11 protein-coding genes and 1 other annotated feature are annotated in these 14,963 nt (G+C 41.5%); of the genes, 5 read left to right on the plus strand and 6 right to left on the minus strand.

The window, feature by feature from the left end; translation table 11 throughout:
• Positions 1–183: 183 nt before the first annotated feature.
• Both sltY and trpR read left to right on the plus strand, forming a co-directional pair.
• The gene (sltY, locus tag KP803_RS16530; protein WP_248009961.1) at positions 184–2,130 is read left to right on the plus strand and encodes a murein transglycosylase; all 1,947 of its coding nucleotides are present in this window, start codon (positions 184–186) and stop codon (positions 2,128–2,130) included.
• Between the two features lie 58 nt (positions 2,131–2,188).
• On the plus strand, positions 2,189–2,482 hold the full coding sequence (trpR, locus tag KP803_RS16535) for a trp operon repressor (protein WP_248009962.1): 294 nt from the start codon (positions 2,189–2,191) through the stop codon (positions 2,480–2,482).
• An 88-nt stretch (positions 2,483–2,570) separates the two neighbouring features.
• Here the strand turns inward: trpR and yjjX are convergent, their stop codons facing one another.
• The 6 genes from yjjX to KP803_RS16565 all read right to left on the minus strand — a co-directional run bounded on the left by yjjX (position 2,571) and on the right by KP803_RS16565 (position 10,034).
• Positions 2,571–3,113: an inosine/xanthosine triphosphatase gene (yjjX, locus tag KP803_RS16540; RefSeq protein WP_248009963.1), complete on the minus strand. Its 543-nt coding sequence runs from the start codon at positions 3,111–3,113 to the stop codon at positions 2,571–2,573.
• Entirely contained in the window at positions 3,070–5,460 is a 2,391-nt protein-coding gene (locus KP803_RS16545) for a putative bifunctional diguanylate cyclase/phosphodiesterase (RefSeq protein WP_248009964.1), read from the minus strand. Before KP803_RS16545 ends, yjjX begins: the two co-directional genes overlap by 44 nt.
• 231 nt (positions 5,461–5,691) lie before the next feature.
• Entirely contained in the window at positions 5,692–6,870 is a 1,179-nt protein-coding gene (gene pheA, locus KP803_RS16550) for a prephenate dehydratase (protein ID WP_248009965.1), read from the minus strand.
• Between the two features lie 12 nt (positions 6,871–6,882).
• Positions 6,883–7,003, minus strand: a sequence feature (Phe leader region).
• 108 nt (positions 7,004–7,111) lie between these two features.
• Positions 7,112–7,438, minus strand: a complete 327-nt coding sequence (gene hpf / locus KP803_RS16555) for a ribosome hibernation-promoting factor, HPF/YfiA family (protein ID WP_248009966.1) — start codon at positions 7,436–7,438, stop codon at positions 7,112–7,114.
• A 305-nt stretch (positions 7,439–7,743) separates the two neighbouring features.
• The gene (locus KP803_RS16560) at positions 7,744–9,168 is read right to left on the minus strand and encodes an MltF family protein (protein ID WP_248009979.1); all 1,425 of its coding nucleotides are present in this window, start codon (positions 9,166–9,168) and stop codon (positions 7,744–7,746) included.
• 143 nt (positions 9,169–9,311) lie between these two features.
• Complete coding sequence (locus KP803_RS16565; protein ID WP_248009967.1) at positions 9,312–10,034, minus strand: outer membrane protein assembly factor BamD; 723 nt, start codon at positions 10,032–10,034, stop codon at positions 9,312–9,314.
• Between the two features lie 129 nt (positions 10,035–10,163).
• On the opposite strand from KP803_RS16565, the gene rluD reads away from it, so the two are divergent.
• The 3 genes from rluD to clpB all read left to right on the plus strand — a co-directional run bounded on the left by rluD (position 10,164) and on the right by clpB (position 14,658).
• Entirely contained in the window at positions 10,164–11,141 is a 978-nt protein-coding gene (rluD, locus tag KP803_RS16570) for a 23S rRNA pseudouridine(1911/1915/1917) synthase RluD (RefSeq protein ID WP_248009968.1), read from the plus strand.
• Positions 11,141–11,878, plus strand: coding sequence for a peptidoglycan editing factor PgeF (gene pgeF / locus KP803_RS16575; protein WP_248009969.1), 738 nt, complete (start codon positions 11,141–11,143; stop codon positions 11,876–11,878). Before rluD ends, pgeF begins: the two co-directional genes overlap by 1 nt.
• A gap of 206 nt (positions 11,879–12,084) precedes the next feature.
• Entirely contained in the window at positions 12,085–14,658 is a 2,574-nt protein-coding gene (gene clpB, locus KP803_RS16580; RefSeq protein WP_248009970.1) for an ATP-dependent chaperone ClpB, read from the plus strand.
• Positions 14,659–14,963 lie beyond the last annotated feature (305 nt).

Genomic DNA, 14,963 nt, shown 5'->3' on the forward strand with positions numbered 1-14,963 from the left:
AGCTCCCTTTTGTCGAAGGAATAATGTAAACAAGCCTCAAAGAAAATGGCTTTTAGATAAACTTAAATAAATTTGTCGCAATTTTATTAAATTATCTCTTTTTGTGAACAAAGGCTTTACATTTGGCACTAGAATTAGCGTAATTAGTATTCACCAAAGCTTATCTCAACAGGAAGAGAGTTAATGAAGTCTTTGTCATTTGTTAAACCGCAGCGCCTTCTTAGTTCAATGATCGCTATGAGCTCATTGATCTGCGGTACGTCGTATGCAGAATCCCTAGATTTACCCTCACAGCGCAAACTATATCAACAAGCTCAAGACCTATTAGATACCAATCAGGTTGATCAATATTTGAATTTAAGACCTAAAATAGCATCTTATCCATTGACGCCTTATGTGGATTACCGAGCTTTCTATGCACAATTAGATGAAAAATCTCCGAAGCAAGTGAACGATTTTATTCGCGATTATAATGACTTCCCGTTCTCTTACCGTGTTCGTGCTCCTTACTTGGATCAGCTTGCGTCTCAAAAAGAGTGGCAACGATTTCTAGAGTTTCAAACAAAGCCGCCTAAAGGTGAAACTTACCTATGTCACTACTACTATGCTCATGCACAGACAGGTAATAGAGAAGAAGCCTTTGAAGGCGCTTCCAAGCTTTGGCTAAGTGGAGATAGTGTAGCGGATGCTTGTGATCCTCTATTTAAGCTTTGGGAGAAAGCAGGGCATAAAACGGATCAAGTCATTCTAGAACGCATGCAACTTGCCTTTAAAGAGAACAATAGTCGTTTAATGGGTTACCTAGCGAAGCAACTTGATAGCTCTGCGTCCAAGAAAGCGGCGAAAGATATGAAGGCGCTTTATGCAAGTCCGAGTTCTGTTGGCGCGTTTGCAAAAAAACAAAAAGTAACGCTCTTTAATCAGCAACAAAGTGAATTAGCACTAAAAAAATTAGCACGGAAAGATGCAGAAAAAGCACAAAGTCGTTTTGATAAAGTCGTTGAGGGACAAAAATTTTCTACGGATAAAGCTCAAGAATTGGCAGACTTCATTGCATTTAGATTGATTAATACCGAATCTGATGAGCTAGCACTTTGGCGTGACAGTGTTATAAAAACAACTCAAAACCGTTCTCTTATTGAGCGTAGAATCAGATTGTCGATTCAGCATGTCGACTGGAATGGCGTACAAGCGTGGGCAGATTTATTACCTAAATCTTATCGTCAAGTTCCTCGCTGGCAGTATTGGTTAGCTCGTTCTGAAATTGCCTTAGGGGAGGCTCATAATGGGCATCTTCGATTAGAAAAAATTATGGGGTTAAGAAACTTTTATAGCGTTGCGGCGGCGAAAGAGATGAAGCAGTCGATTCAATACCCAGTTACCACTATCACGTTAGATAAATCGGTTATCAAACCTTATCAGTCAACTCTAACGCGTATTCAAGAACTCCTTGAACTAGATAAAATCGCAGCGGCAAAAAATGAGTGGCGTTGGCTCTTACAGCGAAGTTCTAGTGTTGAGAAAGAGATGTTAGCCGCTTATGCGTCGATGAAACAGTGGCACCACTTATCGGTAACGGCGTCTATCTCAGCCAAAATGTGGGACAACACCAGTATTCGTTTCCCCGTTGCTCATCAGCAGTGGTTTAACTTATACGCAGACAAACACGATATTGACCCAATCACGCTCATGTCGTTGGCTCGTCAAGAGAGTGCGTTAGACAGTGAAGCTCGCTCTCCTGTTGGTGCACGAGGCATTATGCAGATCATGCCATCGACGGCTAAATACACAGCTAAGAAATATCAATTGAGTTACCAAGGAAAGAGCGAGCTCTATGAAATAGGAAAAAACATTGAGATAGGCAGTCACTACCTTGATGGATTATTAGAGCGTTATGACAATAACCGTATCTTCGCTTTAGCCGCTTATAATGCAGGGCCACATCGCGTGACACAATGGCGTAAACGAACTGACGAAAAGCTCGATGCTTATGCCTTTATTGAATCGATTCCTTTTAAAGAGACTCGTGGTTATGTTCAGAATATTCTGATGTTCGAGACGTATTACCGCGACCTAATGGGAGTCGATGGGGCCTTTCTCAATGAACATGAGGTGAAAACAAAATATTGATTCCAATGGCGTTTGAACTCACTACAATAGAGTCATCAAATTTGAAGCGAGTGTGTATATGTCGTTAGAACCTCAATATCGTGATTGGCAGCAGTTAATGGATTTAGTTAAGCATGCAGTGGATACTGAGCAGCATGAGTTATTGTTGACGATGTTAATGACCTCGGATGAAAGAGATGCCCTGTTAGCTCGTACAAATATCGTTTGTGAGTTGATTAAGGGTGATATCTCTCAACGTCAATTGAGTCAAATGCTAGGAGTCGGTGTCGCGACGATAACACGTGGCTCTAATGAACTGAAAGCCAAGTCTGATGACGAAAGAGAAAAAATAGCTAAGTTACTGATAAAGTAGATGGATAAAGCTAATTAAGGGTAGAGAAAACTCAAAGTAAGGCTATCGCATCATTGATTGTCGAACTTTGAGTTTTTATTTGTTTGGCTTACAGGTTATTGGAGAAGTGACTTGGGTTGATAAATGGAATTAAGGCTAAGATTAACGCTTGATGATAAACACTGCTTCGACTTAAAAGATTGTGAGTAAGTAGACCAATTGCCCCGCCTTGTTGCTTAATATTCTGAGTCCCAAACACTTCATCCATCACATCGCCTAACTCGTTTGCATTGGCTAGTTTGCAGAGAACTTCTGGTGGAAGCATTAAACTTGCCGAACGAGACTCACCACGTTTATGTTGAGACTCAATGACCATCCATGCAAAGGTCACATTATCTTCAATACCAGCTTCTAGGCCGACGTAATATAAGCCATTAGGCTGAGCAAGTTTCGCGTTTTTGACCCTATTGAGGGCCCCTAAGTGGGTTTCTTCGTTCGACATCGGTTGATCATCAACCTCACTCGCCACCGAAACACCAATAAATTCAAAGGATGTATCTTGAAATGCTTCACCAAAGGCACTTTCTACGGCCCTTATTTTAGCGGGATTAAGCGAAGCTATGACGACTTGGTTGCTCTTGCTTTGGTTCATTATCTAAAACTCCTTCAAGCAAGCTTTCACGCCATATTCTCAGTTCATCAAGTGAAAGTGGATGGGCAAAATGAAAACCTTGCATGTAATCACACTGATATGCAGAGAGCCAATAGTGCATCTCTTCATTTTCAATGCCTTCTGCAGTAACGACCATCGATTGTGAATGACATAGGTCGATCAATGGCTTAATGACTTTTTCATTGCCTGTTTTTATCAAAGTTTCTAAGAAAAAGCGATCAAGTTTTATTTTCTGTACGGGGTATTGAACCAAGTGAGTAATCGATGTGTAACCAGATCCAAAGTCATCAATCGCTAATCGATAACCTTGAATAGTGAGCTCATGCAGAAGAGGGAAGCTTTGTGAATCAGCGGCAAACGTTTCTGTGATTTCAAAATCGATAAGGTGAGGTTTAACGCCATTTTGTTTCGCATGCTGTCGAATGAAGTGCGCCAATTGCATGGAATCAAGTTCAGCGGAAGAGAGGTTAATGGCTAACTGAATATCATAGTCAAACTGAGATTGTAAAACGCTATAGTCTTTGAAAGCCGCTTGAATTACCCAGCGATCTATTTTACCAAAGATCCCAGTCTGCTCTGCAATAGGTATAAATTCACTAGGAGAGATAACTCCGAGTTTCACCGAATTCCAACGTAGCAGCGCTTCAACGCCAGCCACATTTTTTCCTTCTCGATCAAAGTAAGGCTGATAGACTAAATAGAACTCTTCTTCTATATTCCCATTTCTCAAGGCTCGCTCGATTTGAGTTCGGCGTTTAACAACGAGATCCATCTCTTTTGAGTAAAATCCAATTTGGTTTTTACCCGCTCTTTTGGCTTGATACATCGCAGTATCAGCCCTAGAAATGAGAGAATGTATGTCTTTACCATCGTTAGGATAAGTCGCTATACCAACACTTGCCGTAACTGGGAAGCTACCCAGTAGCGAGTCGTGGTTTTTTTGAATAGGCTCTAATAGTTTGTCAGTGAACGTCTTAATAATATGACTTTCACTGTCGAAGAACTTCGATGAGATAAAAATAGCGAACTCATCCCCAGACAGGCGGGAGGCTAGGCAAGTTACTTTGTGTTTACTATGGAATTCGTCACTCAAGGCTCTGATGTGGTGAGAAAAATTAACAAGCAATTTATCGCCAACAGTATGGCCATACTTATCATTAACGTATTTAAAGTTGTCTAAGTCAATGTAGAGAATCCATACCTGTCTATTGCCGTTGTGATTAGATAACGCCTGTTCCGCGAGCTGGTGAAATTGGTGGCGATTGGCAAGTTGGGTTAAGTGGTCATTTTCTGCTAGAGCTTTGGTTTTTTGATAGGTGGTATGAAGTTCCTGGTACATTTTATGAAATCGCTTTGAAAGGTTAGCAACCTCATCCTCACCGCCTAGTAGTTCAATATTTTTTCGTTCATTATTCTCCACTTCACCTAATTGTTTGTCTAAGCGGGAGATTGGGCTTATGACATGACGATAGAGGAGAAAGGTTAAGATCAGGACTGTTAATAGTGAGGAAATACCAAAGGCGGCAGCAAGACTTTTACCCATTGCATATATTTTATTCTTAACAATAAAATGCGCAGGATCGAGCGTGGCATAAAAATCGTTTTTTAACTTTACGGTTTGAGTTAATTCCGAGGGTTCTGGCATTAACAATTCAGGTATTACGGCATCCTCAGTAAAAAATATGCTGCTTTTTGTATCAAATTCAATTTGCTTACGAAGCTGGTTGAAAGAGTGAAGTGAAACAGAAACAACGACAAAGAAAATATCAGCGTCTTGATAATTTAGGGGCGACTTTAAGCTGTCTCGGTCAAGGACGTCATAGCGAACCAATACCCCTTCTCCTTGGGAGTTTTGTGTGTAGCCAATATGAGTTGGACTTTTGGTTGTTGAGAAAACGGAATCGGTATAGTCCCTTATCTTTGGGTCAAGGGTCTCTAACGCATCAACTCGGCTATCGACATAGAACTTAGTTTGTCGGTTCTTATCTAAAATTGCGATACGCCCATTAACGCTGACACCAGACTGAAGTGACCTAATTGAACGGGTTAGGTTATCAATTAACTCAAGGTCATGATAAGGGCTGTTTTCATTGTGAAAGTAGTAACGAATAATGTCGCTCTTCGTCAACGTGTAGGAGTAACTGTTCAGTACAGAAACAGCATGACGAAAATGTCCGGCCAGCTTTTCCATATTAAGCTGTAAATAACTCTCTTCACGTTTTAGAAGAGCCTCTTTTTGGCTTTCAAATATAGAGTAACCAGACAATGCAGCGCTGATAGCAATAACAGGAACCACTAAGAGTAAAATTCGTGTATTTAACTTCATTGTGTTTTGACCATCGCCAGAGTGACACGTGCCCAATACAGGAGTGTTATCCTTAACATCATAATAAAAAGCCAACCTTGAATTATTAGTTATTAAATAATTAGATAAAAGTCAGTATCTGATAGATATAAAAAAGCTGACACTTACTACGAATCCATTCGAATTTTGCATTCTACGGGTTGCGTATTGGGGTGTCAGCTATTAACGGCTGATTATTAGACAGAAGTATGGTTATTGAAGCTTGACTTGAGTCGGTTTCACATTCTCTGTTGGATAGCACCCAAGTACTTTGAGATGCTTGGTTATTTTAGTGAGCTCTTGAATGGCCGACTGCATGTGTTGTGAGTCCAAATGTGCTTGTAAATCAACATAGAACATTTCTTCCCAAGGATTCCCCATGATTGGGCGAGATTCCAGCTTCGTCATGTTTATGCCATAACGTTGAAGGATCAATAGACACTCGACTAGTGAGCCAGCCTCTTGAGAGGTGGACATTATGAGTGTTGTCTTAGCTGGAATCTGCTGAGAAACCTCCACAGGCTTACGTGCTACCACAATAAAGCGAGTGTGATTCTCGGTTTGATTTGCAATATTGCCTTGAATAGGCTGCAGTCCATAAATCTTACCACTTGAGGCGTTGCCTATTGCTGCAACATCAGTGCGGTTGAGCTGTTTTACCTTTTGCATTGCATCGGCTGTACTTGCGCAAGACTCTAAAGTCACCCCTTTTAAGTGATTTAAAAACTCACTGCATTGCTGGTGGGGTTGTGGGTGTGAGTAGAGTGTTTTTATCTCTTCAAGGCGTATGTCTGATGTGGCCACAAGACAATGTTCGATGCGCTGAGTAAGCTCGCCTACAATATAAAGCGTTGTATGTTGAAGAAGGTCATACACTTCATTGATCGAACCTGAACTCGTGTTTTCAATAGGAAGGACGCCATAATCGGCATGGCCAGATTCTACGGTACTCGCGATATCCCTAAAGCTGTCACAATTAAGTTCAACCAATTCTGTGTTTTTGCGACTAAAAAATTCACGGCTTGCAAGATGTGAATAAGAACCTTTAGAGCCAAGGAATGCAACACGCGCCAATGGCTTACGACTTTGAAGAGGGTTTGCTAGGTTTTGCAGGTAGGCTTGTTGAAGTAATACCGAGTCTTCAATTATCGTATGAAAAAGTTTCGTGATATATGGCGCATCAAGAGAGTACTTACTTTCACCATTGTTAATAAGTTTAACCAATAGTTGTTGCTCGCGGTCTGCATCTCGTACAGGTTTCGAGGTTTCTACTTTACTTTTCGCTACCTCAATACTCATTTTTCGTCGCTCAGAGATCAGGCTGAGAAGTTGATCGTCCAATTCGTTAAGGCGAGTGCGAATTTCTTCCAGTGAGTATTGTCTGTCGGTCATGAATATTTCCTTTATAAAAAAGCCTCCCGGTTGGGAGGCTTTCTGTTCGTTTTTGACTTTTCTTCTGAAAACGAGCTAGCCCCCAAAGTTATTGGAGAAAAAAGAAGTCAAAAAAAACAGTTGAATTTGCATAGTGGTCACGTACAAGTGAATATTTAAACACAATAAGCAAGCTAGCTTAGGGCGTCAAGCAAAAAAATAGCGCTTTTCAGCGCTATTTTTAGTTTCGTTTAAATTGCTGTTAATCGAGCTCTTCTTCGAGTTCTGGTTTTTCAGCGCGGCGCGCTTCAGGCTTGTGACGTAGTTTGTTCAGCTGACGTTCTATTTTCTGTTCTACCTCATTAACAGCTGTGTATAAATCTTCATGAATAGCCGATGCGACGAGTTGTCCTTTTGGTACGGTGATAACGGCTTCGAACTTCTTCTGTTTGTTCGGTTCTTCGCTAAAGTTTGTTTGGCATTTAATAATGTCTACTTGCCATTTTTCAAGCTTCTTAAATTTGCTTTCAATGTGCTCACGGATTGCAGAGGTGATTTCGATATTCTTACCAGTGATGTTTACTTTCATAGATGTTTTCCTCTGTGTCATCCCTCATGGGTTAACTTCAGATTACTTATCTGGCAGGAACTTATTGTGATGCACCTCACCTTTTTGCGTGGGTTTTTAGTGATGAAAACTAAATGTGATCCTACGCAAAGAGTCTCACTATTTTGCTAAAGAAAAGCTTGTTATTTAATGAAAACTATTTAAATTGAAAGAGGTAGCACGCAAAATAACTTCCGACTTTTGGGGCCTTTCTACAGCCCAATAAACCTTCCTGCTTGTTTTGCAACCAATCCAAAATGTGATCTTAAACTTCTCTCTTTACAGTGTTACTTTGCTTCGATCGGCAGAAGGTCCGTTTGTGTAATACTGGCACTTCTTTCAGCTCGTAATTGCTCTAATGCGGAAAGCTGTTTGTAGACCACATAATAGCGGTTGATATTGGCGACATAGGTTACAGGCTCTCTGCCAATGTTTCGCCTAGTGATGATTTCAACATTTTTAAACCACACGTTTGGGTCATAACCGTGTTTTTTGGCGAGACGTCGCATCTTCCTGATATTCGCAGGACCTGCGTTATAGGCCGCCAAAGTGAAATAGACCTGATCGTCTTCATTGATGTCATCATTGGTAAAATATCGATCTTGTATAAAGCGCATGTACTTTACACCAGCATGAATATTGTTATCGACTTTACGAATATTTGGAATGTTAACGTTGGGGTCTTTGGCTGTACTTGGTAATACTTGCATCACACCAACAGCCCCTTTATGGGATACCTTACTTTGATCGAGTCCTGATTCTTGAAAGCCTTGAGCAGACATCATTAATGGGTCGAAATCATACTGTTCAGAGTAAACCTGAAAAATGGAATAAAGGGATTCTAGTCGCTCAATCTTTTTTGGGTTGAGCAGTCTGGCTAGCCAACGAGTATCATCAATGTATTTACTATAGATAACATTACCTAATAGTGTCCCAGAGCGAGCGGAACGCAGGAATTGATCCGTTACTTTTTTTAGCTGAGGGCTATTCTTTCTCATCGCCCATGCTATTTCACCATTCTCACGTAGCGGCAGTTCATGATGGACTTGTAGGTTCTCAAGTGTGTTCATCCACAACTCGGCTTTGTGGCTATCAAGGACCGTCGATTTTATGTGGCCTAAATTTATCATCTCCATCAGTTCATAATCTTGCAAAGTCTCTTCAATAAATTGGATGATGACAGGGGGCTTACCAAGAGAGTCTAAATGATTGTTAATCGATTGAAGGCTTTCAAAGTAGCTTGAACTAGCGCGAACCCATATTTCTTTACCGCTGAGTTGCTCAAAGGTAGTGAGCTTTTCAACTGATTGCTGAGTAACGATCAGTTCACTGACGTTTTTAATGACAGGGGAGCTAAAATCAACGTGTTGTTTCCGTTTATCGGTAATGGTTAAATTGGCAACAGCAAGATCACCATACCCATTTTCAATCGACAGAAGTAGGTCATCTCTATGGATTGGAATAACCTGTAGATTTAGATAGGGTGAGGTTTTTTTTAGCTGTTTTTCGAAATAATAAAGAAGTTCAGCAATGATCCCTTTTGGTCTTCCCCCCTCTATATAATAAAACCCCAAGTCAGCAGCGACAAGAACTCGGATCACGCCTTTCTTTTTGAGCTGTTCAAAGTCTCCCTTGTAAGGCGTTTTTTGTAATGGTGACAATTCTAAAGCTGATGCCATGGGCACACTTACAGAGAGAACTATCAATAACATCCAATAATAGAATTTACGCGGCACAATAAGTCATCCTTTACTAATTGATACCTTAAGGGTAAGTCGAAACACGCTTATGAGCAAATATGGACATAAAAAAACCGCTCCAGTAGAAGCGGTTTTAAATCATAAGGTTATTGATTTTACTTGTTTAGCTTTATGAGTTCTTCGGTTCTTGCAACAGAGTCTTCAAGGCCTAGCTGCTTATAGGCTTCAAGCTGAATTTTCAGTGATTTGCGAGCCGCTTCGGTATTTGGATACGTTTTCTGTAATTCTTGGCTTCGGTTGATCGCAGCAATCCAAGCTTCGCGTCGTAGGTAAAAATCAGCCGTTGCTAAGTCATAGTCAGCTAGACGATTTTTTAGGGCATGCATACGTATTTTTGCATCATTTGCATACAGGCTGTCAGGATAGCGTTGTAATAATCGTTTAAAATCGGCAAAGGCAGACTTCACTGGTTCAGGATCTCGGTCACTACGATCGACATTGAAGATGTCGTGCATAAAATTGCGATCTTGTGCCATGTGCGTTAGGCCGCGCATATAGATCACCCAATCGAGTTTATCGTGAGTAGGGTTTAATCGAGTAAAGCGCTCAATAGTCGCTAAGCCCAATGCCAAGTCATCGTTTTTGTAGTAAGCGTAAATAAGATCGAGTTGTACTTGCTCAGAGTAAGCACCAAAAGGGTAGCGTGAATCTAGAGCTTCTAATTGACCTATCGCGGTTAACCAGTTTCCTGAACGTAGCGAAAGCTGAGCTTCTGAGTACAGCTCTGATGGTGGGACATCAGGAACGATTTCATCGCTGCTAGAACAACCAACTAACAATGTGAGGGCGAGTAAACTGGATAAAGTATAGTGTTTCATGTCAGGAGCTGATTCCTTGAATTAAATATTTCTTAAGCTTCCGTTACTTTCTTCGTCGTAACAGATACAATGGCGCTTATTTTTCCACAGTAGTGAGCATTAGTCTCACAGTTTTTGAAAAAGTTCGATATGGCCCAGCAGATAGAATTAACAAATACAGTAAAAGATAGCCAGCTTGGTCAGAGATTAGACCAAGCAGTTGCGGAATTATTCGCCGATTTCTCACGCTCTCGTATTAAAGAGTGGCTTTTAGCAGGCAAAATCCAAGTGGATGGTGAAGTGATTACCAAACCCCGAGTTAAAGTGATGGGTGGAGAGGTGATCATTGTTCAAGCTGAACTTGAAGATGAAGAGCGTTGGGAGGCTCAAGATATTCCTCTTGATATTGTCTATGAAGACGAAGACCTTTTGGTTATCAATAAGCCTATTGGGTTTGTTGTTCACCCTGGTGCTGGTACGCCAGATGGCACCGTGCTTAATGCATTACTTTTTCACTACCCTGATATTGCAGAAGTGCCGCGTGCCGGAATAGTGCACCGTCTCGATAAAGACACTACCGGCCTAATGGTTGTGGCGAAAACTGTACCCGCTCAAACACGATTAGTTCGTGCGCTACAAAAGCGTAAAATTACTCGAGAATATGAAGCGATTGCGATTGGTAAAATGACCGCTGGCGGTAAAGTTGATCAGCCGATTGGTCGTCACTCAACAAAACGGACTCTAATGGCTGTGGCGCCAATGGGGAAACCGGCTGTAACTCACTACCGTGTCGCCGAACACTTTAGAGAGCATACCCGCATCCGTTTACGTCTTGAATCAGGACGCACACACCAAATCCGTGTTCACATGTCTTACCTGCAGCATCCACTACTAGGTGATACTGCGTATGGTGGCCGAGCTCGTATTCCAAAAGAAGCGAGTGAAGAAGTGACTGAGATGATTCGTGGGTTTCAACGCCAAGCACTACACGCTGTCATGCTGCGCTTTGATCATCCAGTAACTGGGGAAACAATGGAATTCCATGCCCCTGTGCCTGATGACATGGTAGCGATAACTGAAGCTCTGCGTGAAGATGCAAGAGACAATCATTCTGAAGACGATTATTGATGAATGTACTTACCCCTAATTGGAATGTTCCTAGTTGTGTTAAAGCTGTCGCTTCAACTCGTGTTGGTGGTTTTTCCGAATCACCTTATGAAGCGCTAAATTTAGGAACCCATGTTGGGGATGATAGAGCTTGTGTTGAGAAAAATAGAGATTTATTTTCTCAACACTGCTTACTGCCCACACGACCTATTTGGTTAAATCAAACGCATTCAACGTATGTTATTGACGTAAACCGTCCAATGAGTAAGGCATTAGATGCCGACGGGGCATTTACGGACGTTGAAAATGTGGTGTGCAGTGCAATGACGGCTGATTGCCTTCCTGTTTTACTGACCAACAAAACTGGTACTCAAGTCGCTGCTGTTCATGCGGGGTGGCGCGGTTTAGCCGATGGCATTTTAGAAAACGCTATTGCTAAGTTTGAAGAAGCGAGTGATGTTATTGCGTGGTTAGGACCTGCGATTGGCAAAGAAGCATTTGAAGTCGGTGACGATGTCCTAAAGGCATTTGTTCATTTCGATGAAAGTGCTAAGAAAGCGTTCAAACCAACACAAGAGCCAAATAAATGGCTTGCTGATATGACAATGCTTGCGACACAGCGTTTAAATCGTATGGGGGTCGTTAATGTAACGGCAAGTAACTTATGCACCTATCAAGATAAAGAGCAATTTTTTTCTTATCGACGCGATGGTGTGACAGGGCGTCAGGCCGTCTTTATCTGGATTGAACCTTCTTAATCTTCTTTTGTATACCAACAACACTTTAATTCTAACTATTGGCATCGTTTTTTCGAGAGCTTCAAGTTTCTCTTTTTTTGAACTGATTTCTGCCAACTAAAATCTAACTCTTCTCTTGAAAAGCTAATGCCTCCCTTGAAAACCGAATGTTTAGTAGCCATCTTTCTATTAAATAGATAACTCTTAGTTAGATCGGGAACATAGACATGCGCCTAGATAGATTTACCAGTAAATTTCAAATCGCCATTTCTGATGCGCAATCTTTAGCGCTTGGCCGTGATCATCAATATATCGAACCTGTTCATCTGATGGTTTCTTTACTTGATCAAAATGGTAGTCCAATTCGTCCACTCTTCACCATGCTCAATGTCGATGTTCCTCATCTTCGTTCAAAGCTCAGTGAAATACTCGAGCGTCTACCAAAAGTAAGTGGAATAGGTGGGGATGTTCAGCTTTCTGGTGCAATGGGAACATTGTTTAATATGTGTGACAAGGTTGCACAGAAAAGACAAGATGCCTACATCTCTTCTGAGGTTTTTCTCCTTGCGGCTCTTGAAGATAGCGGTGCCTTAGGGGCTTTATTAAAAGAAGTTGGTTTAACTGAGAAAAAAGTTAACGATGCGATTGATAAGATCCGTGGTGGACAGAAAGTGAAAGACCAAAATGCAGAAGAAATGAGGCAAGCCTTAGAAAAGTTCACGATAGATCTAACGGAACGTGCTGAGCAAGGAAAGCTGGATCCTGTTATCGGTCGAGACGATGAAATTCGTCGTACCATTCAAGTACTGCAGCGACGCACTAAAAATAACCCTGTCATTATTGGTGAACCTGGCGTTGGAAAAACGGCGATTGTTGAAGGTTTAGCACAACGAATTATTAACGGCGAAGTGCCTGAAGGACTTCGTGGAAGACGAGTCTTGTCACTTGATATGGGATCTCTCGTAGCGGGTGCAAAATATCGAGGTGAATTTGAAGAGCGCTTGAAGTCGGTTCTTAATGAGTTGGCAAAAGAAGAGGGAAATATCATCCTTTTCATTGATGAGCTTCATACCATGGTGGGGGCGGGGAAAGGTGAAGGTTCAATGGATGCAGGAAATATGCTGAAACCAGCACTGGCTCGTGGCGAACTTCATTGCGTTGGTGCGACAACACTCGATGAATATCGACGTTATCTTGAGAAAGACCCTGCTCTCGAACGCCGCTTTCAGAAAGTGATTGTTGATGAACCAACCGTTGAAGATACGGTTGCGATTTTACGTGGTCTTAAAGAGCGCTATGAGTTGCATCACCATGTTGAAATCACAGATCCTGCCATCGTGGCTGCTGCAAGCTTGTCCCATCGTTATGTTTCTGATCGTCAGCTTCCTGATAAAGCGATTGACCTTATTGATGAAGCGGCGTCGAGTATTCGTATGCAAATCGACTCTAAACCAGAATCACTCGATAAATTAGAGCGAAAGATCATTCAACTTAAAATCGAACAACAAGCGCTTATTAATGAGCTTGATGATGGCAGTACTAAGCGATTAACTGTTATCGAAGATGAACTGGCAGAAAAAGGCCGTGAGTTCTCTGAACTTGAAGAAGTTTGGAATGCCGAGAAAGCAGCGCTGTCTGGGACTCAACATATAAAGTCAGAACTTGAGCAATCAAGGATGGATATGGACTTTGCTAGGCGAGCAGGTGATTTGAGCCGAATGTCAGAGCTTCAGTACGGTCGTATACCTGAATTAGAAAAACAGTTGGATCTAGCGACTCAAGCAGAAATGCAAGAAATGACGCTGTTACGTAATAAAGTGACGAACAATGAAATTGCTGAGGTGCTCTCTAAGCAAACCGGAATACCGGTTTCAAAAATGCTTGAAGCTGAGAAAGAAAAACTTCTTCGTATGGAAGATGTATTGCACAAGCGGGTTATTGGTCAAACTGAAGCGGTAGAGGTTGTTTCGAATGCCATACGTCGTAGTCGAGCAGGTCTTTCTGATCCGAATAAGCCAATTGGTTCATTCCTGTTCTTAGGTCCAACAGGCGTAGGTAAAACAGAATTATGTAAAACACTAGCAAGCTTTATGTTTGATAGTGAAGACGCAATGGTTCGTATCGATATGTCAGAGTTTATGGAAAAACACTCAGTAGCTAGATTAGTGGGGGCCCCTCCTGGTTATGTCGGTTATGAAGAAGGTGGTTATTTAACCGAAGCTGTACGTCGTAAACCATACTCTGTGATCTTGCTTGATGAAGTTGAGAAAGCGCACCCCGATGTATTTAACATCCTTTTACAGGTTTTAGATGATGGACGATTAACCGATGGACAAGGTCGAACGGTAGATTTTCGTAATACCGTTGTAATTATGACCTCTAACTTAGGATCGACTCGAATTCAGGAGAATTTCGCTACTCTGGATTATCAGGGAATCAAAGATGCAGTGATGGAAGTTGTGAATAAACATTTCCGACCTGAGTTTTTAAACCGCGTTGATGAAAGTGTCGTGTTCCACCCGTTAGGAAAAGAGCATATTAAATCCATCGCCTCTATACAGTTAGAGCGTCTAGGGAAGCGAATGGAAGAAAATGGATATAATTTGGATGTTTCAGAGCAAGCGTTGGAGCTAATCGCCAAAACAGGGTTTGATCCTGTGTATGGGGCAAGGCCTTTGAAGCGGGCTATTCAGCAAAGTGTAGAAAACCCGTTAGCGAAAGCTATTCTAGCTGGAAAGGTTGATCCTGATAAGAAAGTACAGTTACTTGTTAAAGACGATAGAGTTATCGCACACCAATAGATATTGAAGTTATGATTTCGAGGAGTAAAACATCATGTTTTGCTCCTTTTTTATTCGTGCTGATTGGATTTTGTTCAAACGAACTGGAAAGCCGTTTTTTTATTGGAAATAGGGTTGCGCCGAAGATGAACTTCTCTATAATGCGCATCCACTGACACGGCAGACGCCACAAGGCATCAGCATGAATCAGTATGACGGAAAGTCGATAAGAATTAAATTTCAAAAAGTGTTTGACACTGAAACTTAAATCGATAGAATGACCGTCCGCTTAGAGAAGAAGACTTCGATAAGCAACGCTCTTTAAT

It is taken from the genome of Vibrio amylolyticus (assembly GCF_023145695.1).
Lineage (GTDB): Bacteria > Pseudomonadota > Gammaproteobacteria > Enterobacterales > Vibrionaceae > Vibrio > Vibrio amylolyticus.

Coding starts and splice junctions, on each gene's coding strand:
- sltY (WP_248009961.1), top strand. CDS start 184: ATGAAGTCTTTGTCATTTGTTAAACCGCAGCGCCTTCTTAGTTCAATG.
- trpR (WP_248009962.1), top strand. CDS start 2,189: ATGTCGTTAGAACCTCAATATCGTGATTGGCAGCAGTTAATGGATTTA.
- yjjX (WP_248009963.1), bottom strand. CDS start 3,113: ATGAACCAAAGCAAGAGCAACCAAGTCGTCATAGCTTCGCTTAATCCC.
- KP803_RS16545 (WP_248009964.1), bottom strand. CDS start 5,460: ATGAAGTTAAATACACGAATTTTACTCTTAGTGGTTCCTGTTATTGCT.
- pheA (WP_248009965.1), bottom strand. CDS start 6,870: ATGACCGACAGACAATACTCACTGGAAGAAATTCGCACTCGCCTTAAC.
- hpf (WP_248009966.1), bottom strand. CDS start 7,438: ATGAAAGTAAACATCACTGGTAAGAATATCGAAATCACCTCTGCAATC.
- KP803_RS16560 (WP_248009979.1), bottom strand. CDS start 9,168: ATGTTATTGATAGTTCTCTCTGTAAGTGTGCCCATGGCATCAGCTTTA.
- KP803_RS16565 (WP_248009967.1), bottom strand. CDS start 10,034: ATGAAACACTATACTTTATCCAGTTTACTCGCCCTCACATTGTTAGTT.
- rluD (WP_248009968.1), top strand. CDS start 10,164: ATGGCCCAGCAGATAGAATTAACAAATACAGTAAAAGATAGCCAGCTT.
- pgeF (WP_248009969.1), top strand. CDS start 11,141: ATGAATGTACTTACCCCTAATTGGAATGTTCCTAGTTGTGTTAAAGCT.
- clpB (WP_248009970.1), top strand. CDS start 12,085: ATGCGCCTAGATAGATTTACCAGTAAATTTCAAATCGCCATTTCTGAT.